The organism is Planktothrix pseudagardhii (assembly GCF_904830925.1).
In the GTDB taxonomy this organism is placed as follows: Bacteria; Cyanobacteriota; Cyanobacteriia; order Cyanobacteriales; family Microcoleaceae; genus Planktothrix; species Planktothrix tepida.
The window spans coordinates 15,849-41,861 of record NZ_LR882967.1; the positions used below are offsets into that span (position 1 = coordinate 15,849).

17 protein-coding genes are annotated in these 26,013 nt (G+C 41.2%); 4 read left to right on the top strand and 13 right to left on the bottom strand.

The annotated features are described in order from the left end of the window. Positions 1-36 precede the first annotated feature (36 nt). The 6 genes from NMK36_RS00050 to NMK36_RS00075 form a co-directional block, all read right to left on the bottom strand. On the bottom strand, positions 37-6,192 hold the full coding sequence (locus NMK36_RS00050; protein WP_254172705.1) for a DUF4347 domain-containing protein: 6,156 nt from the start codon (positions 6,190-6,192) through the stop codon (positions 37-39). A gap of 197 nt (positions 6,193-6,389) precedes the next feature. Continuing rightward, a complete protein-coding gene (locus tag NMK36_RS00055; protein WP_367997202.1) occupies positions 6,390-6,695 on the bottom strand; it encodes a zinc ribbon domain-containing protein in 306 nt (101 codons plus the stop codon). Then, complete coding sequence (locus tag NMK36_RS00060; protein ID WP_245824163.1) at positions 6,673-7,614, bottom strand: RNA-guided endonuclease InsQ/TnpB family protein; 942 nt, start codon at positions 7,612-7,614, stop codon at positions 6,673-6,675. Before NMK36_RS00060 ends, NMK36_RS00055 begins: the two co-directional genes overlap by 23 nt. Positions 7,615-7,974: 360 nt before the next feature. Continuing rightward, positions 7,975-8,412, bottom strand: coding sequence for a calcium-binding protein (locus NMK36_RS00065; protein WP_254172706.1), 438 nt, complete (start codon positions 8,410-8,412; stop codon positions 7,975-7,977). A 2-nt stretch (positions 8,413-8,414) separates the two neighbouring features. Further along, the gene (locus NMK36_RS00070; RefSeq protein ID WP_139295033.1) at positions 8,415-10,034 is read right to left on the bottom strand and encodes a CHAT domain-containing protein; all 1,620 of its coding nucleotides are present in this window, start codon (positions 10,032-10,034) and stop codon (positions 8,415-8,417) included. Then, the gene (locus tag NMK36_RS00075) at positions 9,920-12,112 is read right to left on the bottom strand and encodes a two-partner secretion domain-containing protein (protein WP_254172707.1); all 2,193 of its coding nucleotides are present in this window, start codon (positions 12,110-12,112) and stop codon (positions 9,920-9,922) included. The genes NMK36_RS00070 and NMK36_RS00075 overlap by 115 nt, the downstream gene beginning before the upstream one ends. 208 nt (positions 12,113-12,320) lie before the next feature. Here NMK36_RS00075 and NMK36_RS00080 point away from each other — a divergent pair, with 208 nt between their 5' ends. Continuing rightward, positions 12,321-15,119, top strand: coding sequence for a PAS domain S-box protein (locus tag NMK36_RS00080; protein ID WP_254172708.1), 2,799 nt, complete (start codon positions 12,321-12,323; stop codon positions 15,117-15,119). Positions 15,120-15,221: 102 nt separating this feature from the next. After that, the gene (locus tag NMK36_RS00085) at positions 15,222-18,815 is read left to right on the top strand and encodes a PAS domain S-box protein (RefSeq protein WP_254172709.1); all 3,594 of its coding nucleotides are present in this window, start codon (positions 15,222-15,224) and stop codon (positions 18,813-18,815) included. A gap of 141 nt (positions 18,816-18,956) precedes the next feature. Here the strand turns inward: NMK36_RS00085 and NMK36_RS00090 are convergent, their stop codons facing one another. After that, positions 18,957-19,343: an allophanate hydrolase-related protein gene (locus tag NMK36_RS00090; protein WP_072718631.1), complete on the bottom strand. Its 387-nt coding sequence runs from the start codon at positions 19,341-19,343 to the stop codon at positions 18,957-18,959. 170 nt (positions 19,344-19,513) lie between these two features. Between NMK36_RS00090 and NMK36_RS00095 the strand changes: the two genes are divergently transcribed. Then, positions 19,514-20,764 carry a Zn-dependent hydrolase gene (locus tag NMK36_RS00095; protein WP_254172710.1) on the top strand — a complete coding sequence of 417 codons (1,251 nt, stop codon included), beginning with the start codon at positions 19,514-19,516 and terminating at the stop codon, positions 20,762-20,764. Positions 20,765-20,968: 204 nt separating this feature from the next. Here the strand turns inward: NMK36_RS00095 and NMK36_RS00100 are convergent, their stop codons facing one another. Continuing rightward, on the bottom strand, positions 20,969-22,420 hold the full coding sequence (locus NMK36_RS00100) for an aromatic ring-hydroxylating dioxygenase subunit alpha (protein WP_254172711.1): 1,452 nt from the start codon (positions 22,418-22,420) through the stop codon (positions 20,969-20,971). A gap of 70 nt (positions 22,421-22,490) precedes the next feature. On the opposite strand from NMK36_RS00100, the gene NMK36_RS00105 reads away from it, so the two are divergent. After that, a complete protein-coding gene (locus NMK36_RS00105; protein ID WP_254172712.1) occupies positions 22,491-23,471 on the top strand; it encodes an aldo/keto reductase in 981 nt (326 codons plus the stop codon). Positions 23,472-23,477: 6 nt separating this feature from the next. On the opposite strand, the gene NMK36_RS00110 is transcribed toward NMK36_RS00105, so the two are convergent. The 5 genes from NMK36_RS00110 to NMK36_RS00130 all read right to left on the bottom strand — a co-directional run bounded on the left by NMK36_RS00110 (position 23,478) and on the right by NMK36_RS00130 (position 26,002). Then, entirely contained in the window at positions 23,478-23,894 is a 417-nt protein-coding gene (locus NMK36_RS00110; RefSeq protein WP_254172713.1) for a putative toxin-antitoxin system toxin component, PIN family, read from the bottom strand. Further along, positions 23,885-24,142 carry a hypothetical protein gene (locus tag NMK36_RS00115; RefSeq protein WP_072718803.1) on the bottom strand — a complete coding sequence of 86 codons (258 nt, stop codon included), beginning with the start codon at positions 24,140-24,142 and terminating at the stop codon, positions 23,885-23,887. The genes NMK36_RS00110 and NMK36_RS00115 overlap by 10 nt, the downstream gene beginning before the upstream one ends. A gap of 122 nt (positions 24,143-24,264) precedes the next feature. Beyond that, complete coding sequence (locus tag NMK36_RS00120; RefSeq protein ID WP_254172714.1) at positions 24,265-24,480, bottom strand: hypothetical protein; 216 nt, start codon at positions 24,478-24,480, stop codon at positions 24,265-24,267. A 75-nt stretch (positions 24,481-24,555) separates the two neighbouring features. Beyond that, positions 24,556-25,608: an endonuclease NucS domain-containing protein gene (locus NMK36_RS00125; protein ID WP_254172715.1), complete on the bottom strand. Its 1,053-nt coding sequence runs from the start codon at positions 25,606-25,608 to the stop codon at positions 24,556-24,558. A 76-nt stretch (positions 25,609-25,684) separates the two neighbouring features. Continuing rightward, a complete protein-coding gene (locus NMK36_RS00130) occupies positions 25,685-26,002 on the bottom strand; it encodes a DUF3067 family protein (RefSeq protein ID WP_254172716.1) in 318 nt (105 codons plus the stop codon). Positions 26,003-26,013: the final 11 nt, after the last annotated feature.

The window sequence follows — 26,013 nt, forward strand, 5'->3', positions numbered from 1 at the left end:
GGATCAAGGTTTCCAGGGTTTAGTTGTGCAAGTTATTTATTTTTCATTCCTAAGTGCTGCTGTTCCTGTTAAGGTGAGGTTTTCTACGTTATCCGATAAGGTGTAAGTCGTAGAAGATTGAACTAAATCCGTTCCTTCACTCGCTAATTCTGTAATAATATCATCAGAATTATCGACAATATATGTATCGTTTCCGGCTTTCCCTTGCAATGAGTCGGCTCCGCTACTGCCATTGAGAATATTATTAGCAGTATTTCCGATAATACTATTCCCTAAACTATTACCCGTACCATTAAGCACTGCTGTTCCTGTTAAGGTGAGGTTTTCGACGTGATCGGGTAAGGTATAGGTAATCGAAGATTGAACTAAATCTGTTCCTTCTCCTGCTAATTCTGTGACAATATCCCCAGCATTATCGACAATGTATGTATCGTTTCCTGCTTTCCCTTGCAGTGGGTCGGCTCCGCTACCGCCATCGAGAATATTATTAGCAGTATTTCCGATAATAATATTATTTAAACTATTGCCTGTACCATCAATGGCGGCTGTTCCTGTTAAGGTGAGGTTTTCTATGTTGGCGGGTAAGGTATAAGTCACAGAAGATTGCACTAAGTCGATGCCTTCACCTGCTAATTCTGTGACAATATCTCCAGTATTATCGACATTATAAGTATCGTTTCCTGTCAGACCTTGGAGTTGGTCGGCTCCGCTACTGCCATCGAGAATATTATTAGCGGTATTTCCGATAATACTATTCCCTAAACTATTTCCTGTACCATTAAGTGCTGCTGTTCCTGTTAAGGTGAGGTTTTCTACGTTATCCGATAAGGTGTAAGTCGTAGAAGATTTAACTAAATCCGTTCCTTCACTCGCTAATTCGGTAATAATATCATCAGAATTATCGACAATATATGTATCGTTTCCGGCTTTCCCTTGCAATGAGTCGGCTCCGCTACTGCCATTGAGAATATTATTAGCAGTATTTCCGATAATACTATTCCCTAAACTATTACCCGTACCATTAAGCACTGCTGTTCCTGTTAAGGTGAGGTTTTCGACGTGATCGGGTAAGGTATAGGTAATCGAAGATTGCACTAAGTCGATTCCTTCACCTGCTAATTCTGTGACAATATCCCCAGGATTATCGACAATGTATGTATCGTTTCCTGTCTTCCCTTGGAGTGGGTCGGCTCCGCTACCGCCATCGAGGATATTATTAGCAATATTTCCGATAATAATATTATTTAAACTATTACCTGTACCATCAATGGCGGCTGTGCCTGTTAAGGTGAGGTTTTCTACGTTGGCTGGTAAAGTATAGGTAACAGAAGATTGCACTAAGTCGATTCCTTCTCCCGCTAATTCTGTTACAATATCCCCAGTATTATCAACATCATAAGTATCGTTTCCTGTCTGACCTTGGAGTTGGTCGGCTCCGCTACTGCCATCGAGAGTATTATTAGCGGTATTTCCGATAATACTATTCGCTAAACTATTTCCTGTACCGTTAATTGTACCACTTCCTGTTAAGGTCAGGTTTTCCACGTTATCGGATAAGGTATAAGTCACAGAAGATTGAACTAAATCTGTTCCTTCTGAAGCTGATTCTGTAATAATATCATCAGAATTATCGACAATGTATGTATCGTTTCCTGCCTTGCCTTGGAGTTGATCGACTCCGCTACTCCCATCGAGAATATTATTAGCACTATTTCCGATAATACTATTCGCTAAACTATTTCCTGTACCATTAAGCTCTGCTGTTCCTGTTAAGGTGAGGTTTTCTACATGATCAGGTAAGGTATAAGTCACAGAAGATTGAACTAAATCCGTTCCTTCTCCTGCTGATTCTATAACAATATCATCAGAAGTATCCACAACATAAGTGTCATTTCCTGCTTTCCCATCGAGAATATTATTAGCAATATTGCCTGTAATAATATTAGGTAAATTATTTCCTATACCATTAATAGCTGCTGTTCCTGTCAAGGTGAGATTTTCTACATTGGCGGGTAAAGTAGAGGTAACAGAAGATTGAACTAAATCCGTTCCTTCTCCCGCTAATTCTGTGACAATATCCCCAGAATTATCAACAATGTATGTATCGTTTCCTAGCTGCCCTTGCAGTAGGTCGGCTCCGCTACTACCATCGAGAAGATTATTAGCGGTATTTCCGATAATACTATTAGCTAAACTATTTCCTGTACCATCAATGGTGGCTGTTCCTGTTAAGGTGAGGTTTTCTACTTCTGTAGGTAACGTATAGGTAATCGAAGATTGAACTACATCTGTCCCTTCACCTGCTAATTCTGTGACAATATCCCCAGGATTATCGACATTATAAGTATCGTTTCCTGCCTGACCTTGGAGTAGGTCGGCTCCGCTACTTCCATCGAGAATATTATTAGCAATATTCCCGATAATACTATTATCTAAACTATTACCTGTACCGTTAAGGGTTGCTGTTCCGGTTAAGGTGAGATTTTCTACTTCCGTAGGTAAAGTATAGCTAATAGAAGATTGAACTAAGTCGATTCCTTCACCTGCTAATTCTGTGACAATATCCCCAGGATTATCGATATTATAAGTATCGTTTCCGGCTTTCCCAGCGAGAATATTATTAGCAATATTTCCTGTAATAATATTGTTTAAACTATTTCCTGTACCATCAATGGTGGCTGTTCCTGTTAAGGTGAGGTTTTCTACTTCTGTAGGTAAAGTATAGCTAATAGAAGATTGAACTATATCTGTTCCTTGACCTGCTAATTCTGTGACAATATCTCCAGCATTATCGACATTATAAGTATCGTTTCCTGCCTGACCTTGGAGTTGGTCGGCTCCGCTACTGCCATCGAGAAGATTATTAGCAATATTTCCGGTAATAATGTTATTTAAACTATTTCCTGTTCCGTTAATAGCTGCTGTTCCTATTAAGGTGAGGTTTTCGACTTCCGTAGGTAACGTATAGCTAATAGAAGATTGAACTATATCTGTTCCTTGACCTGCTAATTCTGTGACAATATCTCCAGCATTATCGACATTATAAGTATCGTTTCCTGCCTGACCTTGGAGTAGGTCGGCTCCGCTACTGCCATCGAGAAGATTATTAGCAATATTTCCGGTAATAATGTTATTTAAACTATTTCCTGTTCCGTTAATAGCTGCTGTTCCTATTAAGGTGAGGTTTTCGACTTCCGTAGGTAACGTATAGCTAACAGAAGATTGAACTATATCTGTTCCTTGACCTGCTAATTCTGTGACAATATCCCCAGTATTATCGACATTATAAATATCGTCTCCAGTCTGACCTTGGAGTTGGTCGGCTCCGCTACTGCCATCAAGAATATTATTAGCGGTATTTCCTGTAATACTATTATCTAAACTATTTCCTGTACCATCAATGGTGGCTGTTCCGGTTAAGATGAGGTTTTCTACTTCTGTAGGTAAAGTATAGGTAACAGAAGATTGAACTAAATCCGTTCCTTCACCTGCTAATTCTGTGACAATATCCCCAGCATTATCGACAATGTATGTATCGTTTCCGGCTTTCCCAGCGAGAATATTATTAGCAATATTTCCTGTAATAATATTGTTTAAACTATTTCCTGTACCGTTAATAGCTGCTGTTCCTGTTAAGGTGAGGTTTTCGACTTCTGTAGCTAAAGTATAGCTAATAGAAGATTGAACTAAATCCGTTCCTTGACTTGCTAATTCTGTGACAATATCTCCAGCATTATCGACATTATAGGTATCGTTTCCTAGCTGACCTTGGAGTTGGTCGGCTCCGCTACTGCCATCAAGAATATTATTAGCACTATTTCCGATAATAATGTTATTTAAACTATTACCTGTACCGTTAATAGCTGCTGTTCCTGTTAAGGTGAGGTTTTCTACTTCCGTAGGTAACGTATAGCTAATAGAAGATTGAACTAAATCCGTTCCTTGACCTGCTAATTCTGTGACAATATCCCCAGCATTATCGACATTATAAGTATCGCTTCCGCCCTGACCTTGGAGTTGGTCGGCTCCGCTACTGCCATCGAGAATATTATTAGCGGTATTTCCTGTAATAATATTATTTAAATTATTACCTGTGCCATTAATCGCAGCACTTCCTGTTAAGGTGAGGTTTTCTACATTGGCGGGTAAAGTATAGCTAACAGAAGATTGAACTAAATCCGTTCCTTCTCCCGCTAATTCTGTGACAATATCCCCAGCATTATCGACATCATAAGTATCGTTACCCGTTTCTCCCACCAGGCTATCAGAACCCACACCGCCAATGAGTAGGTCGTTGCCGTCTCCACCCCTTAAAGTATCATTGGAACCTAAGCCATCAAGGGTATCGTTTCCGGCTAAACTGTTGATATCATCGGCGTTGGGGGTTCCCACCAAGGTATCAGAGCCGGAAGTACCAAAGAGTGTTCCATCATAGCGCACCAGGGCAATGTCCCAGTTGTTGCTGCCGTTGTTGGAGAAACCTGCCACCAGAATCTTGCCATCTGCCTGCACCGCTACACTTCTGCCTAAGTCGTAAGAAGTGCCGACAGCCGTGGTGACAATGCCATCTCCCCCACCAAAGAGGGAATCCGGTGTGCCGTCGGCATTATAACGCACCAGGGCAATGTCAGAGTCGATGCCGTTGTTGTAGGAATAGCCCGCCACCAGAATCTTGCCATCTCCCTGCACCCCTACACTTCTGCCGACGTCATCGTAAGAAGTGCCGAAATCCGTGGTGACAATGCCATCTCCCCCACCAAAGAGGGAATCCGGTGTGCCGTCGCCATTATAACGCACCAGGGCAAAGTCATCGTTGGTGCTGTTGGAGGAGTTGTAGGATTGGCCCGCCACAAGAATCTTGCCATCAGCTTGCACTGCTACACTGTAGCCGGAGCCGTCAAGACTGCTGAGATCGGCGGTAACAATGCCATCGGTATCAAAGCTGGTATCCAATGTACCGTTGGTATTGTAGCGCACCAGGGCAAAGTCATTATTATTGCTGTCGTTGAAGGAGTCGCCCGCCACCAGAATCTTGCCATCTGCCTGCACCGCTACACTCCATCCTTCGTCGTAAGAACTGCTGAGATCAGTGGTAACAATGCCATCGGCATCAAAGCTGGTATCCAATGTACCGTTGGTATTGTAGCGCACCAGGGCAAAGTCATTATTATTGCTGTCGTTGAAGGAGTTGCCCGCCACCAGAATCTTGCCATCTGCCTGCACCGCTACACTTCTGCCTAAGTCGTAAGAACTGCCGACAGCCGTGGTGACAATGCCATCCGTATCAAAGCTGGTATCCAATGTGCCGTTGGCATTGTAGCGCACCAGGGCAAAGTCAGTATTATTATTGTTGAAGCCGTAGGAGTAGCCCGCCACCAGAATCTTGCCATCTCCCTGCACCGCTACACTCCAGCCTTCGTCGCCAGCAGCACCAACAGGGGTAGTGACAATGCCATTTCCCCCACCAAAGAGGGAATCCGGTGTGCCGTCGCCATTATAACGCACCAGGGTAATGTCAGAGTTGGTGCTGTTGTAGGAGTAGCCCGCCACCAGAATCTTGCCATCTCCCTGCACCGCTACACTCCAGCCGTAGGCATCAACAGTGCCAACAGGGGTAGTGACAATGCCATCCCCACCCCCAAAGCTGGTATCCAAGTCTCCGGCTGCTAGAACTCCTGTATAGTTAGCGATGACTTCGGGCTGAAATGCAACTTCCACTGATACAGGATGAGTTGTTTTCTCTAACTGCCAGTTACCCTTACCGATGAAGTTCGCTGAGGCTGCAATAGGTGCTTGGGTTAGTTTATGGAGTTTCTCGATGAATTCTTCTCCTTTATCTCCTCTCCCAACTTCACAGCCGTATAAACACAAGCTGCGAATTGACCAACCTTTGAGTTGAGTTTTATACTTTTCTAGGGTTTCAAGGTTCAGTTGACTGTTGCCCAAGTTTAAGCAACCCGGACTGCCATGAGCCACCAGATGTACCGTTGGACGCTGGGGACGCTGGCACAAAATTGTTGTGATTTGTTGAATTCCATCTTTTGTGGAGTCGAGGACAACGATTTCTACTCCGGCTTTGACTCCTGGGATTAAACTCTGATAGTCCTCAACTTGGCTATCAATAAAGACCAGGGTTGTTGAGGGATTAGAGACTGGGAATTTGACGGGTGAGAGACAGGATGGTTGAGTCATGGTGGTATATTTGAATTGGCAATAACAAAACAACCCAGTTAATACAGGGTTAGACTGTAGAGATAGGGGACAAATCCAGTTTGTAGTAGCGAAAAGATCGGGATATAACTAATAATAACAGATTTTTTTATTTTTCTATAATTTAATATTTTTTTAATCAATATAAACTTGTCTTGTGTTGACACTCCCCCGTCAAGCTACGCTGTGACGGGGGATTCTTGTTTCATAGAAGAATGCTTTTTAGCGCAAGCACCAACGAGTCTTACATCCTCTCCACAAGCTTGAATTTCCGTATGTCCTACGGTATTTGTTGACAGGATTCTTATACCCACTTCCCGAATGTTTCGTGCTGCGTTTTCATCTCTATCGTGGTGAGTTTGACAGTTCGGACAAACCCATTCACGAATACTTAAGTTTAATGAATTATTCTTGAACTGGCAGCAATGACAAAGTTTTGTGCTAGGGAAAAATCTGTCAACTTCAATTAACTTTCCTCCTTCTATGAGCCAGTTTGTAGTTTAGGAAATTAATTAGCATCCCAAATCCAGCGTCTAATACAGATTTTGCCAACTTGGTACGAGCTAACCCTTTAACACAAAGGTTTTCCACTACAAGTACAGACGCGCCATGGCGCGTCTCTACGTTCTCGTCAACTAACTTTCGAGAGAGTTTATGAAGAAAATCTTGTCTAGTATTTGCTATTTTTTCATGAACTTTAGCGACTCTTTTAACTTGCTCTTTACGATTATTAGACCCTTTTACCTTTCGAGATAATGCTTGTTGTCTTCTTTTTAATCGTTTAGCATATTTTCGGGTAGGTTTAATCGGGTCAACCTTGGTATAGGTTTCACCATCAAACACCGTTACTAAATTCGTTAACCCTAAGTCAATCCCTGAGATTTTCCCGGTTTTATCAAGGATTAAATCGTCAGTTTCAAACAAAATAGCGGCAAAATATTTATCTGTACTGGTCTTAGACACGGTGACAGATTTGATTTTGCCGCTAATTGCTTTTGGAATTCTAGCCTTAACAACCCCCAACTTAGGAAGTTTTACGCCATTTCCTTTGATTGAACAACTTTCGGGATAACGAATGGATTGCTTTTTGTGTTTACTCTTGAATTTAGGAAATCTAGCTCTTTTTTGGAAGAAGTTTTTAAATGCCGATTCCAAATTTTTGAGTGATTGTTGCAATGCAGCAGCAGTTACTTCTTTCAGAAACAGGTAATCCGGTTGTTTTTTGAGTTGGGTTAAATCCTTTGCCATATCACAATAACTTAACCCTTTCCCGGTTTCCTTGTACTGATTGTTAGTTTTCTCTAAGTAATAATTCCAAACAAATCTGCAACAGCCAAAGCTTTTCGCTAAAGCTGTTTGCTGTTCCTTGTTTGGATATAACCTTACCTTGAGAGAATCCAACATTGCTGCTATTTTTTTAAAAAAAAATCTTGTTTTAAGATAACATTTATTTGGTTTTTGTGCAACCTCTATCTATGTCAATTAAATCGTATTCGCTACCGCTCATGTTTTTATTTTGTCGTGATTCATCTCACCGCCAAGCTGACGCTGTGGCGGGAGTCCTCTCACGACGATTAAGATAGTGCCAGGGAGGACGCTGGCTGATATTAATAAGTGCTTGTGCCAAATCAATTACTGTTATGAGAGAGGGAACAGCTTAACGGGGAATCACCCAAGGTGTCAATAATGATGTTCGGGTACTTATAACTGAGTTTGAGAGAATGCAATTGTGTTCCGATAGTAACAAAAGCATCCTAAAGGAATTTAGTCCTGAATTAAAAATTGATTAGCAGTTAAGGCAGGTTTATTAGTTAAGGTTAGGAATTGACCCCCAGTACCCCAACCTGATGCTGTACCATTTTGATTGTAAAATAATCCTCCGGTTGTCGTGTTATAAACAAGATCAGCAGCACTGGTCGCTGCTACAGTATCGTTAGTAACTGTGGCAAATTCACTACTAACAGAAAATCCGGTTCCTGCATTAGAAATAATTGTGTTAAAGGTGTTTTTATCTAAAACAATTTGATCAGTTTGGGAGATATTAAAATCCGTAATTGTATCAATACCCACCCCAGAAGTTGAAAAGGCAACATTAGTATCATAAACAAATTGATCAGCACCCGTACCTCCTGTCAGAGTATCATTTCCACCCCCACCATTGAGTTGATCATTTCCCTCCTGACCTTGAAAGGATGGAGTCATTTTTACAAAGGACTCCCAATTAAGGTAAAACTCGCCCAATAGTAAGGATGAACTAAGGAAAAATCATCTAAATTTCTCAGTTCTGGGGGAAGGGAAACTTTTATTTTTTCTTCAGATAAGAATAAGTGCTCAGGCTCAAAAACAGCCGTTCCTCGAAGTAAACTAATTTGTGCTTTTTGTAAAGCTTCTGCTTTGGTTGTAGTTTCGGTTAAATGGTGATAAAATCCCGTCATTAATGCCAAGGTTCCGGCATCACTAATATACCATAAACTGGCTAAAGCAGATTTTGCTCCAGAGGCGATCGCTAACCCCGCAAACCCTAATTCCGCTTGATCATCTCCAATGGCTGTCCGACAAGCAGAAAGGGTTAATAAATCTGCCGTTGGGCGACTCCACCCCATTTGCTCCATTTGATCTAAAGTTAATTTTGTATCCCATAATTGAATAAAAGAATTGGCGGGACTACCGGCTCTAAAATCTGCATGGGTGGCTAAATGAACAATGGGGGAAGGTTGCATTTTATATTGTTGTTTAAGATTTTCCAAAGTAAATTTTTCATTCAGAAAATATTCGCCTTGAGCCCGTTGTTCGGCAATGGTTTCGACTTCAACAGGTACACTGGGTAAAAAGTCTTGATCTTGAAAAATAGAAGCCCCCATTGCTAAAACGTCCGCTTGAGAAATGGAACGATAGCGAGTATCTAAAGAGCTAAAACTGGGAATCAGACTCAAGCCATATTTTTCAATTAAAAATTGACTGCCATCATGAAGGGCGGCTAAGGGAAGGGATCTTAATCCCGAATCCAAAGTTAACATGATAATATCCACTTTATTTGCCTTCAAGGTTGCCTCAAGGGGAGCAATCATCCATTGATAAAGTTGTTGGGCTGGTGGCAAATAACTGGTGGTATCTCGTTGGCGAGGGGAGGTAATTTCTTTGACAAAATTCCTGGTGGTAGCAAACAATTTTTCTGGAATGGCTTCTGGAACCGTTTTGTGAACAATTGTATTTTTTGTCACGACTACCAGTTCTAATCCTTCAGGTCGAGAATAGACATAAATGAGAGCGGATTCTTTACCCGTTTGAGCTTGCATTGACCTTAATTGATATTGCATCTCCTTTACCGTTAATTGTGTAATTGATGCGGGTTTGCCCAAATAATTGAGATATTCCAAATTCACTAATTCTTCAATTTGCGAGATCGCAGTTTCTACATTGTTAGAGTCAAAACTCTGATTAATCCCTAAACGAAGATTTTTAATTGAAGTTTCTACCAGATTAGGATTATTTACAGATGGATTTTCCAGGGTGAGTTGATTATCTGCATTCACCTGAACAACCAATCCCCCGCCTAATTCCGAAAATTCATCGTTAATTCTGGTATCAATAGAGGGTTCAATCACTAATACTTCTGCCCCCTGAATGGTAGGCAGATTTTCAACGACCGAATCAGGTTGTATCCACACCCTAGGGACAGGTTGCAGGAGGGTTTGTGTTGCTTGTTCGGTCAAGGTTTCAGGAATGGGTGTTGGTGTGGGAATGGGTGTAGCAATGGGTGTGGGAATAGGCGTGGGAATAGGGGTGGGAATGGGTGTGGGAATGGGTGTTGGGGTTGGTACCACAATTGGTGGACGGGACGGAGTGGGTGGGGAGGTGGGTACAGGCGGTGCTGGTGGCGGTGTAGAAGGGGGTTCGGGAGTTGGGGGTGGGGGGGTATGGTGGGGACAGGTGGGGGCGTATAAGTGGTACTAATTGTAATATTTCCTTGAGTAAATGTTGCGGGAGGAACAGGAACTTCAAAGGTTAATAGTAAAGTTTCTGAACCGGTTTTAATCGCTCCAGCCGTTCCATTTTGACTCGCATCTCCAATAATAAAAGGTGTCTCTATACCCCCTCCATGTTGAATCGTAATATTACCATCCCGATTCTCTCCCGCAGAGGAAATACTCACGTTTGTTCCGGTGGAGTCCGTAACCGTTTCTTGCACTCGAAATAAATTATCTGTGCTGATCAAAATATTACCGCCACTAGAAAATAATGTTCCCGATGAGGCAATATTTCCAATACTTTCTAAGGTAATATCTCCACCGGACGTAAAAATGGAATCAACAGCAATTTGTCCAGGGGATTTTAGAATAACAGGCCCTCCGGCGGTGGTAATATTTCCGACTGAGATATTATTGCCTAAGTTTTGAGTAGAATTAATAAAAAAGGTATCGTTAATGGTGGTATTTTCCTGGAGAGTGGGGGAAGTTGTTAAGGTTTGTCCTGAACGTAAGATTAAACTGGGACTACTCCTTAAAATTTCGGCATCAACATCACTGGTATTGACCTCAGTATCCCCTTGGGTAATATTAATATCTCCGCCCTGAATTGAACCTTGAGCTTCTATCTTTAAGGACGCTCCGCTATAATCTCCAAAAATGACGTTTCCATCCGCATAAATAATCGGGTCATAAAGACTAAAAAAGGTTCCGACCGTTCCCGATAAATTCAAGATTTGAAAGTTCCCTCCGGCTGCAAAATGAGCATCTCCTGAAATGATGCCATCACTGATTAAGGTTAAATTTCCTCCCGCTTGTAGGGGAATTTGAGGAAAATTTAAAGCTAATATATCAATAGTTTGATTTCCTTGAATCGTTAGATTTCCCCCAGATAAGGCTTGAAAGGGGGTTTGACCATCCCGAATGGTGACTATATTTCCAGCTAATAGATTTAAGTCGGCTGTTGTGAACAGTTGGCTTTCAATTAAGGTTAAATTTTGATGAGCGTTGAGGATGGTATTTTCTGCGGTTGCTATTGTATTTAATAGGACAATATCACCCGGTTGTACCTGTTTCCCTTGTGTTAAAACAATATCTCCAGCTTGATTAATACTTAAGTTTGTTGCTTCTTTTATACCTGAACCTGTTAATAGTTGGGGAAGAGATAAAGGAGCGATCGCTAATGAGTTAATATCACTGTTGGGACTAATTTCTAAACTCAGTAAATAACCCGTTTGACTCAAACGAACTAAATGTTCTCCAGGTACAGTTTGTAGTAAAATTGTGCCGCCTTCCAGGGAACCTGTATTGACAATTGTTCCCGCAAGTAAGGTTAAATCTTGCCCAGGCTTGACTTCTAATTGACCTAAATTAATGATACTTCCGGGTTGAGAAGCGTTAAATTGAAAAGCGTTAGGATTTCCGACTAATTGACTCCAATCTGCATCTCCAATCGCATTAAACCAACTTCCTGAATTAAAACCAATTCCATCGGCGGTTGTTGCTAAAAAAGCAGCAGGAACATCTAAACGCGCCTGGGAACCAAAAATCATTCCCGACGGATTCATTAAGAATAAATTAGCATTTCCTCCGCTAACTTGAATTAACCCATCAATAAAAGAAGGACTTCCCCCGTTAATTCGTCCTAAAATATTGTGAATGTTGGGAGTGGTAATAAAATTAACAACTTGATTTTGAGGGATATTAAATTGTTGAAAACTATGAAATAAATTAACTCCATCCCCAGAAACTTTTCCGCCTGTAATATTCATTTGCATGGGGGAACCGCCGGGATGGGTTATTGGTGTCACCAGAGTTCCTGTACCATCAGCAGCCGAAATCACTGATTGTGCCCCAACAGTAGAAGATTCCATTAAAAGAATTAAGGGAGTCCCTAAACATACAAAGAATAAAGGCAAAGGGGATGTTTTTATCATGGGGGCTCTAAATTAATCCTATAAAACCAGAGTCAGCCTGTGAGGAATCTTAACCTATCAAGAATACAGTACGGTGAATCCCAAAAAGCCATTGCTTATATTATAATTTTTGAATGACATCCCCCCTAAGACAGGAAATTTGCTCTCGTCAGAAATTTCATTTTGACGAAAGGAATGATTACTTAAAACTCCCAATCGGATTGTTATAATGCAGAATTCCAAACAGTCTGAATCCCGATTGAGCTATACACCGTTACAACAAGAACCCTATTTAAAACCCGAACCTCATTCCCGAACTGAGGGTGACATGGGGATGATCCTTCAAAATGCTCAGGGTCAGATTCAAAGCTGTAATCTAACGGCGGAAAAGATTCTCGGATATCCCATTCAAAGGATGATCAACCCGATTGAATCTCCCTGGATATTCCTAGATCAAGCTGGATCTCCGATTCCAGTAGAGTCTTGCCCAGTTTACCTCACATTGGCAACCGGACGACCTTGTTTGAATGTGATTGTCTATTGTCGTAAACCCGATGGCGAGTTGATTGAGTTGTTGCTCAACACTCAACCTTTGTTTCAAGGGGGGGAAAGGTCTCCATCGGTGGTGGTTACGACCTTTACCGAACTGGTGCAACCCCAAGAAAGCAATAGGCAAAATCCGGCGTTACAAACCCTTCGGGATCATGAAGAACAATTTCGGATGGCGCTCGATAGTATTCCCAATACCTTAGTAATTTATGATGCTCAACGACGATTTCAGTTTGTGAATGCAGAAGGAATTCGTCGCAGTGGGAAGTCCTGGGAAGAACTGATCGGTTATCAAGATGAGGATGTATTTCCGCTAGAACTCACTCAAACCTATGTACCCACTCTCAAAAAAGCGATCGCAACTCGCACAATTCAAAAGTTAGAAGTGACTAAAACTGCTTCTGACTTAGGAAGCTACACCACGATTGTCAATTATGTTCCCGTTCTCAATACTGAAGGGGAAGTTGATCAAGTTTTGGGGATTACTTACGATATTACCGATCGCAAACGGTTTGAAGAATTTTTAGAAGCCAAAAATCGTCAAATTACTAATATTTTTAAAAGTATTACCGATGGTTTTGTCAGTCTTGATCATCGTTGGTGTTATACCTTTGTTAACGCAAAGGCAGAGGAACTTTTAGGCAAATCGGCGGCGGAGCTAATTGGTCACAACCTCTGGGAGGTATTTCCTGAATTAATGGAATCTCCTACTTATACCTATGCTCATCAAGCCTTAAACGAACAAATTCCCATCGAATATGAAGAGTTTTATTCCTTATTTGGTCGCTGGTTTGCAGTGCGTTTATATCCTTCAACTCAGGGATTATCTGTTTATTTCCTGGATATTACCGAACGTAAACAAACAGAAGCCGCCTTACGCGAAAGTGAAGAACGCTTCCGAAATTTAGCAGAATCTATGCCCCAAATTGTCTGGAGTGCGAATGCTGATGGTTCCGTCGATTACTATAATCAACGATGGGCAGAATTTAGTGGCATTACTCAAACTGACGGTCAAGGATGGGGATGGCAACCCGTTCTTCATCCAGAAGATCAGCAACGCACCGTAGACGTTTGGCAACAATCGGTGCAAACTGGACAAATCTATGAATGTGAACACCGCCTGATGCGGTTTGATGGAGAATTTCGCTGGTATTTAAGTCGAGGTGTCCCGGTACGAGATCAACAGGGAAATATTGTTAAATGGTATGGAACCGCAACGGATATTCATGAACAGAAGTTAGCCACCGCCGAACGAGAAAAACTCTTAGCGCGGGAACAGGCGGCTAGGGCCGAAGCTGAAACCGCCAATCAAATTAAGGATGATTTTTTAGCGACCCTCTCCCATGAATTGCGGACACCGATGAATGCCATTATAGGATGGGCCAATTTACTCCGCACCCGTCGGTTAGACTCGGCTGTGATTACCCGTGCCTTAGAAACCATTGAACGGAATACAAAATTACTCAATCAACTGATTGAAGATATTTTAGATGTGTCGCGGATTATTCAGGGTAAACTTTGCCTGAATTGTTATTCCATTAAAATCATGCCGATGGTTGAAGAAGCCCTTGAAATGGTGCGTTCCACTGCCATTGCTAAAGGGGTTGAGATTATCACGGTTTGGGAAACGGCAACCTCAGCATCGGTTTTTGGAGATATCAATCGTTTGCAACAAATTGTCTGGAATTTACTCTCGAACGCGGTTAAATTTACCCCGTCGGAAGGACAGGTCACGGTGAAGGTGTCGAGGGTTGAGGAGAATTTAGAAAACAAAACTTCGATGTCCTGGGTTCAGATTCAAGTCATTGATACCGGGTGTGGCATTAGTCCTGAGTTTTTACCTTTTGTGTTTGAGCGTTTTAGGCAAGCAGATGGTTCCACCACCCGACTTCATGGGGGATTAGGATTAGGATTGGCGATTGTTCGTCATTTGGTGGAAATGCACGGAGGTCAGGTACAAGCGGAAAGTCCGGGTTTAGGACTAGGGGCAACTTTTACGGTGAAGTTACCGTTACTAGAACCCGAATCCTTGAAAGTTCCGATTTCTGGAGATCAGGTTTCTGAGGTTGAATTAACAACATCTCAAGTTTTGTTATCGGGTTTGCAAGTGTTAGTGGTGGAAGATGAAGCAGACACAAGAAAGTTAATTCAAGTCACCTTACAAGAATATGGGGCAACGGTAACGGTGGTGGAAACGGCTTTAGAGGCTTTAGAATTCCTCCAGAAATTCCCCTTTGATGTGTTAGTGAGTGATTTGGGAATGCCACAAATGAATGGTTATGCCTTAATCCAAACGGTGAGAACCCTACCGCCAGAGGCTGGGGGACAGATTCGGGCGATCGCTTTAACCGCCTATGCGAGTGCCGAAGATCGCAAACAAGCTCTGGCTGTTGGTTTTGAGCAGCATCTTCCGAAACCCGTTGATCCGTTGGCCTTAGCCCTGATGATTTCAAGGGTTGTCAGAGGTGCTAACCGTTGAAAACTCACAACCAACTCTCGAAACCGGAGTTAAAATCAAATAACAATCTCAATCCGATAACGATTCCTGACTTGATCCTAAGTGTCCAAACAAACTGATCCTATGAACGTTTCAGAAACATCTGAGGCTCCAGACACCCCCGTATCCCCGGCCTATTCAGAGTTTATTACACCAGATGAAGCAACGGATTTTTTTAATCTCTCCCTCGATTTACTCTGTATTCTCGGATTAGATGGTTATTTTAAACGGATCAACCCGGCATTCAAAACCACCCTAGGATATACTGAGGAGTTACTTACTCGTCCTTTCATCGAATTTATCCACCCCGATGACCACCCTTCAACTCAACTTCAGGTTGAGAAACTTCGGCAAGGAACAGCAACGACTTATTTTGAAAATCGCTACCGTTGTCAAGATGGGTCTTATAAATGGCTGGCTTGGACAGCATTTCCCATTGTGGAAACCCAGTTAATTTATGGTGTGGGACGAGATATTAGTGAACACAAACGCATAGAACAGGAACATCGAGGGTTAGAAGCTGCTTTACGACAAAGTGAAGAGCGGTTAAAGTTAGCTTTAGAAGGCACAAATGATGGGGTGTGGGATTGGGATGTACTCACCAATGAAGTGTTTTTCTCAACCCGATGGAAAACGATGTTAGGTTATGCCGAAGATGAGATTAGCAATCATATTAATGAATGGGCAAATCGAGTCCATCCAGAAGATTTGCCCTCGGTAACTCAACTTTTGCAAGATCATTTTCAAGGAAAAACTCCATTTTATATCAGTGAACATCGAGTTCTGTGCAAAGATGGCTCCTATAAATGGATTTTGGATCGGGGAAAAGCCCGTCGAGATGAAACGGGAACTGTGATTCGGATGGCGGGTTCCCATAAGGATATTACTGAACGGAAACAACTCGAAGATTTTTTACAACGGGCAAATCAACAGTTGGAACAACGAGTCGCAGAACGAACGGCTCAACTGGAAAAAGCCTACAGCGATTTAGCAGAGCGGGAAGCTCTATATCGGCTGATTGTAGAAACAGCTAATGAAGGGATTTGGATTCTCAATACCGATGCCAAAACCACCTTTGTGAATCAGAAAATGGCTCATATGCTCGGTTATACCGAAGCCGAAATGCTGGGTTCTAGTATGTATGACTTCATGGATGAAACGGCCGCGTTGCAAGCGAAGCGGAACTTTAGCCGACGGATGAAGGGACTTAGTGAACAACACGATTTTGCCTTTCGCCGTCGAGATGGCTCTATTCTCTGGGTGATTATCTCCACAAATCCTTTGATTGATAGCCAAGGAAACGTGATCGGGGCGTTGGGGATGATTACCGATGTAACGGAACGTCATTTGACGGAGCAAGCCCTACGGGAAAGCGAGGAACGGAATCAATTGGGGATGGAAGTTGCCCGGATGTTTGCTTTTGAATGGGATGCCGTAACCGATCAAGTGCAGCGTTCTATCCATTGTGCACCCTTATTAGGACTGCCTGTATCGGAAGCCAAACAAGACACCGGACAACAGTTTTTTCAGAGACTTTTTCTCGAAGATAGAGGGGTTTTTCTAAGCTTGCTTAAATCCTTAACACCGGAAAATCACACTTATAAAACCCAATATCGGATTTTGCGACCCGATGGTATGAATGTGATTTTAGAAGAAAGCGGTCGTGCCTTTTTTGATGATCAGGGAAATCTACTTAGGTTATTGGGGATGACGGCTGATGTCACCGAACGGGAGCAAGCTGCCGCCGCATTACGCGAGAGTACCGCCATTCTCAATGCGATTAACGAATCGACCCCAACGTTGATTTTTGTGAAAGATCGTCAGGGAAAATTTCTGATGGCAAATTCTGCTGTCCTACGGCTGTTAAGAAAATCCGAATCGGAGGTGGTGGGAAAAACCGATGCTGAGGTGCTGCTGAATCTGGCAGAAGCGCAAAGGATTATGGCCAATGATCGTCTCGTGATTGAAACTGGAGTCGTGGAGAGTTTTGAAGAAGTCGCTGATTTTCCTGAAGGTCGGCGCATCCACCTCTCCACCAAATCCCCCTATCGAGATGAAAACGGAGAAATTATTGGTTTAATTGGTATTTCAACAGATATCACAGAGCGTAAACAAGCGGAAGAAGCGTTACAACAAAGTGAGTTAAACTTTCGGACGTTGGCGGACTCGATGCCTCAAATCTTTTGGACAGCCCAACCCGATGGATCTGTAGATTACTATAATCAACGTTGGTACGATTATACAGGGATGACCTTTGAACAGTCTCAGGCTTGGGGGTGGAAATCGATTCTGCATCCTGATGATCAACAGCCTTGTGTAGAACTTTGGAAGCAAGCGGTGCAAACCGGGGGGAAATATGAGATTGAGTATCGTTTTAAACGGGCAGCGGATGGGGAATATCGGTGGCATCTAGGACGGGCTTTCCCCTTGCGAGACCCCCAAGGACAGATTGTTAAGTGGTTTGGTTCGTCAACGGATATTCATGATCAAAAACAAGCTTTAGAAGAACGGGATCAAGCCTTGGAACGTCAACGAATCGCCCGTGAACAAGCTGAAGCGGCGAATCGAGTTAAAGATGAATTTTTGGCTATTTTATCCCACGAACTGAGAACTCCTTTAAATCCAATTTTAGGTTGGGCTAAACTGTTACAAAGTCGTTCCCATAGTCCTGAACAAACTCAAAAAGCATTAACCGCGATTGAACGTAATGCCAAACTTCAGGTGCAATTGATTGATGATTTGTTAGATATTTCTCGAATTATGCGAGGAAAGTTGAGTCTGGAATTAGAGCCTGTTTTTTTAATTGAACCGATTCGGGCGGCGTTGGAAACGGTTCAGTTAGCCGCAACAGTTAAGTTAATTCAGATAGAAACCCACTTAGAAACTGACATCCCTCCCATTTTAGGAGATAGCAGTCGGTTACAACAAGTGATTTGGAATTTGCTCTCTAATGCCATTAAATTTACCCCGGAAGGAGGACAAGTCACCCTAACATTACAACAAGTGGAAGGTTGGGCTACTCTGCAAGTGAAAGACACCGGAAAAGGAATTAGCCCGATCTTTTTACCTTATCTATTTGAGTTATTTAGTCAGCAAGATACATCTACAACTCGACAATTTGGGGGGTTAGGATTAGGATTAGCGATCGCGCGACAATTAATTGAAGCCCATGGCGGAACAATTACAGTAGAAAGTGCTGGGGAGGGACTGGGAGCAACCTTTACCGTTCGGTTGCCTTTGATGGTAAATCCTGAACTTAAAGTTTCTCCTTCGGGTAGTGATGAATCGATTTGTTTACATGGGTTACGGGTTTTGGTGATTGATGATGAATCGGATTCTTTGGAGATGGTTTCGTTTATTCTCGAACAGCAAGGAATGAGGGTGACGACGGTTTCCTCGGCCCATGAAGCATTACAAGTGTTCCTGCATTTACCCCTAGATATGATTATTAGTGATATTGGGATGCCGGAAATGGATGGTTATAGTCTTCTGCGTCAAATTCGCACCCTTCCTCCAGAACGAGGGGGGAATATTCCAGCGCTGGCATTAACCAGTTATGCGGGGGAAATGAATCGAAACCAAGCACTACGGGCTGGGTTTTCCGATCATATCCCGAAACCCGTTGAACCGATGACGTTAATCCATAAAGTCGCTAAACTAGCCGACTATTACGGTTAAGAATTCAACATATAGGGAACAGGGAACAGGGAACAGAAGGGAAAAGGAAATAGACAAAAGTGATTACTGATCTGATCAACTATCTGTAGCAAACATTAAAGGATGGAATATAAGTCTTTCACAGCTTACTGTTCCTTAATGCTATAGATTTTTATAAGCCGCCCAACCGCCCAACTCAGAAATATCAGGCCATTGATATTGTTCGACTAATTCACGGGAATAGAGCATTGCTGTTAAGACTTCCCCATCTTCTAAGATCACATCCCCAGGATAGAGATTTGGGGGTTCAGTTGAGAGGAGATGTTCATATTGTTCTAAGGAGATCTCATACACTTCCCCCGGAATAGAAATTCCGCCTTCTACTACTTCATAAATCGCCGGATGCCAACCGTTTCCCGCCGCGTGTAACCGATACAAAGGACGGGTTTTCGCAGGTTTAACAAATGTTGCATTTCCTAAATTACCATGATCCGGTTGGCCCCGGAGAGCAGAACCACAAATAAATAGGCGTTTCGTGTTGTTAGTCATAAATAATAGGAGGGAACAGGGAACAGGGAATAGGCCAATAACTTTAGCTTCTATCTGACCGTCAGTATTTCGATTATTAATATAGACTATTGAAAAAATCAAGAGTTATGAACTTTTTTCTCCCAATTCGCAATTCGTAATTCGTAATTCGTAATTCGTAATTAAAAATTATGGCTGTGATCACAGAACTGAGAATTAATCATAAGCGCCTACACCATCGAATTTATGATTTAGCTAAGATGGGTCAACAACCGTCAGGAAGTATTCGCCGTTTGGCGTTTACCCCGGAAGATTTGCAGGCTCGTGAAGTTGTCAAACAATGGATGCTAGAAGCGGGAATGAGCGTGAGAACCGATGCGGCGGGAAATCTCATCGGTCGTTATCCGGGTCAAAATCAGATGGCTCCCGCTTTAGCAACGGGTTCTCACCTCGATACTGTGCCAACAGGAGGACGCTATGATGGCGTTTTAGGGGTATTAGCAGGTATTGAAGTCGCACAAACCTTGAAGGAAAATCATCTAAAACTGCATCATCCTTTAGAAGTCATTGTGTTTACCGATGAAGAAAGTACCATGATTGGCGCTCAGGCGATGGCGGGAACGGTGTTACTGGATAACCCAGAGCGTTATTGTTCTCAAACCGGAGAGTCGATTCAATCTTGTTTAAAACGGGTGGGGGGAAATTGGGAACAGTTAGCCAGCGCAAGACGTTCACGGCAGGATATGGCAGCATTTTTAGAACTTCACGTTGAACAAGGAGCAATTTTAGAACGGAATAAGGTTTCGATTGGAATTGTTCAGGGAGTGGTGGGAATGGAACGCCAAAAAATCACCATTCTTGGACAAGCGAATCACGCTGGAACAACACCGATGGAAATGCGACAGGATGCGTTAGTCGCGGCGGCAGAATTAATTTTAGCGGTGCAAGAAATTGCGTTAAAAATGCCTTCTGAACCTGTTGCAACGGTGGGATATCTTAATGTATTCCCGAATGCGGTTAATATTATACCCGGACAAGTTGAATTATCCGTTGATATGCGGGATTTATCCCAGAATTGTTTACAAGAAATGTTAACACAATTGCAAAATAAAATTATAGCGATCGCTAATTCAACAAATACCCAAATTTCCATCACGCCGTTATTGAGTGTTAAACCAACTTTAGCAGCACAGGAAATTCAAAACACCATTGAATCCGTTTGTCAACAGTTAGAATTAAGTTATTTATCCCTTCCTAGTCGTGCGGGACATGATGCGTTAGAAATGGGAAGAATTACCAATATGGGGATGATTTTTGTTCCTTCCCAAGCGGGAGTAAGTCATTCCGAAGCGGAATATACTTCCCCTGAACAATGCAGCCAAGGGGCAAATGTATTGTTACAAACTTTATTATTAATCGAAAGGGAACAGGGAACAGCTTAACAGGGAACGATGACAGTTTTTTATTGTCATTCTGAGCTTGGGAAGAATCTTACTATTTTCTAGCTAAATTATCAAAGATCCTTCATTTCGCTGCGCTACATTCAGGATGACAGTTTCTTATTGTCATTCTGAGTTTGCGAAAAATCTCGCTACGTTCAGGATGACAATTTTAAAGGGTTTTTGAAATTATAATCGCGGATTCAATTAATCATTATGAGTATGTTCAAACTCATAAATATAGAATAAACGACTGAATTTTTTTAAGTAATATCCAGCCGTTGCAAAGGCGATCGCACATCCCAATAAAACCCAAAAACCTATCGGCGGAAATGCAGTTAATTGCCCAACGGTTCGGGCATCAACCATAACACCCAACCCAAAACAAACGATAGCCATAATATAGGAAAATACCGTTAATCGGTTAATATTTTTTAGGGCATTTTGACAGACTTGACAATGTTGGGTGTGGGTTGACCAAACATCAAATAATTGTTGTTTATTTAACTCAGGAAGGGGAAGATGGGGGTCACATTCTTCAGACCAAGGAATACCACCGCCTGCCCGTTTTTCAATCCATTGACGGAAGGTAATAACCATTTTATCCTGGGGATTCGGTGTAAAAACTTCCTCTAACCAGCGTTTATTTTTCCGTTTGGCTAATATTTTTTCTTGATAGTGTAAAAACACTAAATCTTGGTGCATAAATAAGGGAGCTAAAACATGATTTAACCAAATCGGCATCGGTAGGGCAAAAAACCCTATCCCGCCCGGTGTTTTACCTTGCTTACTTTTAATTAAAATCTGACGCCCAAAAGTCCGACACCACCCCGGACGAGTGGGAGTTGCATACAACGCTAAAATCATTTTTCCCCCATCTACATTAGTCGCGTAAATTTTCTGATGACAGGGGGGTTGAAAATCATGAACCGCTTCTACAACATGGGGTTGAGTCGGTATAATTTTAAAGGCAAATCCCTCTTGAGTTGATATTTTTCGCAAGGAAATCATGTCATAATATTTAGCATCTTTGTAGCGATTGCCGATAATTCCATGATGGGAAACCGGAACATGGGCGGGGTCAGAAATATTCTCCATAAAGAAATCCCAACCGTAGGGAATATCCCGAAAACTCCAAGGTAACTTAACAATTTGATCTGAATTTTCTTCTAATTCAGGAATCAGACGAGGGGATTTTAACAAGCTTTCTTGTTGGGCTTCGGAACCGGATTCTCCCCAAACCCATAATAAACCCTGACGTTCTTGGGTGGGATAAACCACAGCGCAGGATTTCGGGTTAGAACAATGTTTCGCTTCGGTTTCGCTATCTTGAGATTGGGGAATGCTAACACAATTTCCCTCACCATCGAACCGCCAAGCATGATAAGCGCACAGAAGTGTGCCATCGGACTCTACCCGACCTTCAGACAAGGGAACCAGGCGATGGGGACAAGCATCCGCAAAACAGCACCATTGACCCGAAGCATCCCGCCATAAAACAACATCTTTTCCTAACAATTGCACGGGATGGGGACGAGTGGGGTCAATGAATTCCACCGCAGCGACGGGATACCATTGTTTTGTCCATTGAAATTGTTCAGTTTCGGTTTGGGGATGTTCGATGAATGTGGGGTTTAGGTTTTGTTGCAGGGAAGTCATAAATTTTCTGCCTGTTGAACCGAAATAGTTTAACTACTAATATAGACATTATTCTGAAAACTCGAAAGCAATGGAAAGCCATCAAACCTTAAATCTTCCTGTGATGGGATGTGGAACTTGGGCCTGGGGAAATCGCCTATTATGGGGTTATGATCCCAGTATGGATGAACAGTTACAACAGGTTTTTAACTTGTGTGTGAGTCAGGGTGTAACGTTATTTGATACGGGTGATTCCTATGGGACGGGTAAATTAAATGGACGGAGTGAATCGCTTTTAGGACAGTTTTCTCAACAGTATCAAGGCATTAATCAAGACCGAATTTGTATCGCTACAAAATTAGCACCCTATCCTTGGCGATTAACGCGCAAATCGATGATTCAAGCCTGTGAAAATTCGGCTAAACGGTTAGGAAAAAATGTCGATTTAGTTCAGATGCACTGGTCTACGGCTAATTATGCTCCTTGGCAAGAATGGAATTTATTAGAAGGTTTAGGGGATTTATATGAACAGGGATTCGTTAAGGGAGTGGGATTATCTAATTATGGGCCGAAACGGTTAAAAAAAGTGTATCAAAAATTAGTAGACCGAGGAATTCCGATTTCAACTCTACAGGTACAATATTCGTTATTATCGACTTATCCGGTCAGGGAATTAGGGTTAAAAGAGGTTTGTGATGAATTGGGGATTCAATTAATTGCTTATAGTCCGTTAGGGTTAGGATTATTAACGGGGAAATTCTCGGAAAATAGCCCGTTACCGAAAGGAATTCGAGGGGGATTATTTAAAAAATTATTACCCGGAATTCAACCGATTTTAAATTGTTTGAAAGAAATTGCTGAATTTCGGTCTAAAACTGTTACCCAAGTTGCTTTAAATTGGTGTATTTGTAAAGGGACAATTCCGATTCCGGGGGCTAAAAATTTAGAGCAAGCTAAGGATAATTTAGGGGCGTTAGGATGGTCTTTAGACTCAGGAGAAGTAGCAGGGTTAGATAATGCTGTGATGCGTTCTAATCAACAAATGGTGCAGAATATTTTCCAGACTTCTTGATTTTTATCATTTCTGAGCGATTAAACTCAAAAAATCTGTTGCATTTACAATTTCAATTCCTTGATAATTTTTTAAAGGAAGTAAATGTTTTTTGTCTCCAGTTACGATATAATTGGCGTGACCTATAACCGCGCATTCTAATACCATATTATCATCAGGATCAGTAATAATTACATTAAGAGTATTAGAAATGATAGCCAACTCTGAACAGTTAGCTATCATTTCAACTTCTGACTCAACTTTTTCTAATGAATAGCGAAATTTAAACTGTAGTTTTTCTCGAAACTCATCCAGAATTTCTTGACAAGTTACAGATTGAATTTGACCTAAATGAGCAAGTTGCAAACACTGATAGGGGCTACCCCGTTTTGAGAGAACAGTTGCAATCAGAATATTAGTATCAAAAACAACTCTTATTGACACTTTCTATCCTCATGCAAAATATCATTAATAAAATCTAATCGTTCCTCCTCATTCATCTTATCCCAATCTTTCCCCCTTTTCCAAGCTAAAAGTCGCCCATTTTCTTCTCCATCTTTTGTAAACTGGTCGAGGGAACCCCAACGAGACTCGATTAAAAATCCGACTAATTCCGCTTGACAATAAGAAGGAAGTTGCTTGACTAAATCTAGGACTTGTTCATAAGTTAAAGTTAAGGTTGATGTTGACAATGGTTTTACCTCCAGTATATAAATCTACTATCAATAATGATTGTAGCTTTTATTTTTAATAATTGATATAATCAATATGATTAAACTTACGGTAGATTGAAGCTAAATTATCTAAAATAAAATTACTCACAACTTGCTTCCTCTCGTCGTTCTTGAATGAACTCATCAACTAAATGACGTTCAGGGTACTTAGATTTTAAAATCCCTCTTAATTTTCCTGTTGGGTTTTGGGTTTCGGTTTCTTTGGCAAGTTCTAGCAACACTATCCGTTTTTGTTCTAGTGGCAATTGTTGGATCAGATCAATAATTTGTTCTGTTGTTACAGTTAAGGTGGGCATAAAGATTATTCTGAAAGATTAAATCATGATAGGGAATATGAGAAGGATATAGTATTTTTTAGTATAACACAAATATTATCTAACAGACCAATCCTCTAAAGCCATCTGGATTATACTGTCTACTGAGGTAAAATCAGAAGCATCAACTGGTCTTAGCTTTTTACGAGATTTCATATATTTTCGATAATTGATATAGTAATCTTGGAAATTGTCGTAAATTTCATTAATACCAGTCACTTGAAAAGGATATTTAAGTTGAAAACCGCAGTCTAAGTGTAATATAGTATTAAAATCTAACAATTGAGTAACGTGAACAAAATCTTGAGTTTGTATATCTATTTGATCTACTCCTTTAATCCATTTGGCTTGTCTAGGCTTAAATTCAACAGTCGGTAAACAAACATACAATTGCAGCTTACCTAATTCTATATTTTCTTCAGGAAAATAAACAAAACCAGCACAGGTTTTATTTGTTAAATTTTTTTGTTTTGAATCAAATTTTGTAAATAAAACTTCTTTGCTAGTTCGCCCTGTATAATTAACCTTTTCTTCAATTTTGATCTCTGAATTATAAGACAGTATTTTTTGAGTAATCTTTAAAACTCTTTCTCTAATTTCTGGTTTATCTAACAAATATCCCTGAATAAAGGAAGGTAAAGACTCAAATAATGAATCTTCTATAATTTCAATTGGAATTTTTGATAAAATTCTATTATCAAGTTTTTTTAAAACTAAAAAATATTCTCCATTGTCGTATTGTTTGACTTCATGGGTTAATAATAAGCAATCAGGAATCATCTTTTGAGCATAATCAATAGTTGAACTATTAAAATGTGAAGCGATCGCAATTAAAAGAAATTTTTTACTAAAATCTACTCGTTTAAAATTAGGATCTTGATGAGATTCTTTTCTGAAAAAATCTTGATATCTTAATAATTGATCTATACTGGCTTTTCCTTCTCCTTTTTTAAGCTCTAAGATTGCGAGTCTACCGTCTGGGTTAACTCCTAATATATCAGAACGATTTTGTTTATTAATAAAATATTGTCTTTTAACGGGTTCTAAATTAAGTAATGGTTGGAGGTGTAACCAGATAAATTCTTCGAGTAAGGCTTCTGACTTAAACAAAAGTTTTCCCTTGGACGACCTTAACATAATTTCGAGAATAACCTCATAAAGTATTAACCTAACAATAAACCCAGGTTTAGAACTCCTCCACCATCCATTCTGACGATCTCCCGCCTAAATCTAGGGGAATACTAACGGCTTTTCCTAAACGAGGTTTTTCACGGGTATTGAGAATATAATGTTTCACCTGTTCAGTAGTTCCCCAACTATTCAAATAATCGGCGATCGCATTCAAATGGGCAATATATTCAGCTTCACTCAGGGGAAAAGACATTTGTTCTAAATATTTCCACATAATTTGTAGGAAGATTTTACCCCGTGTCCGTCGTAATTGTAGATCGTAGGACACGCCCCATTTATCTAATAAAAGTTGATGTAGATCTTCACCTGTCATCGCTACTTTTC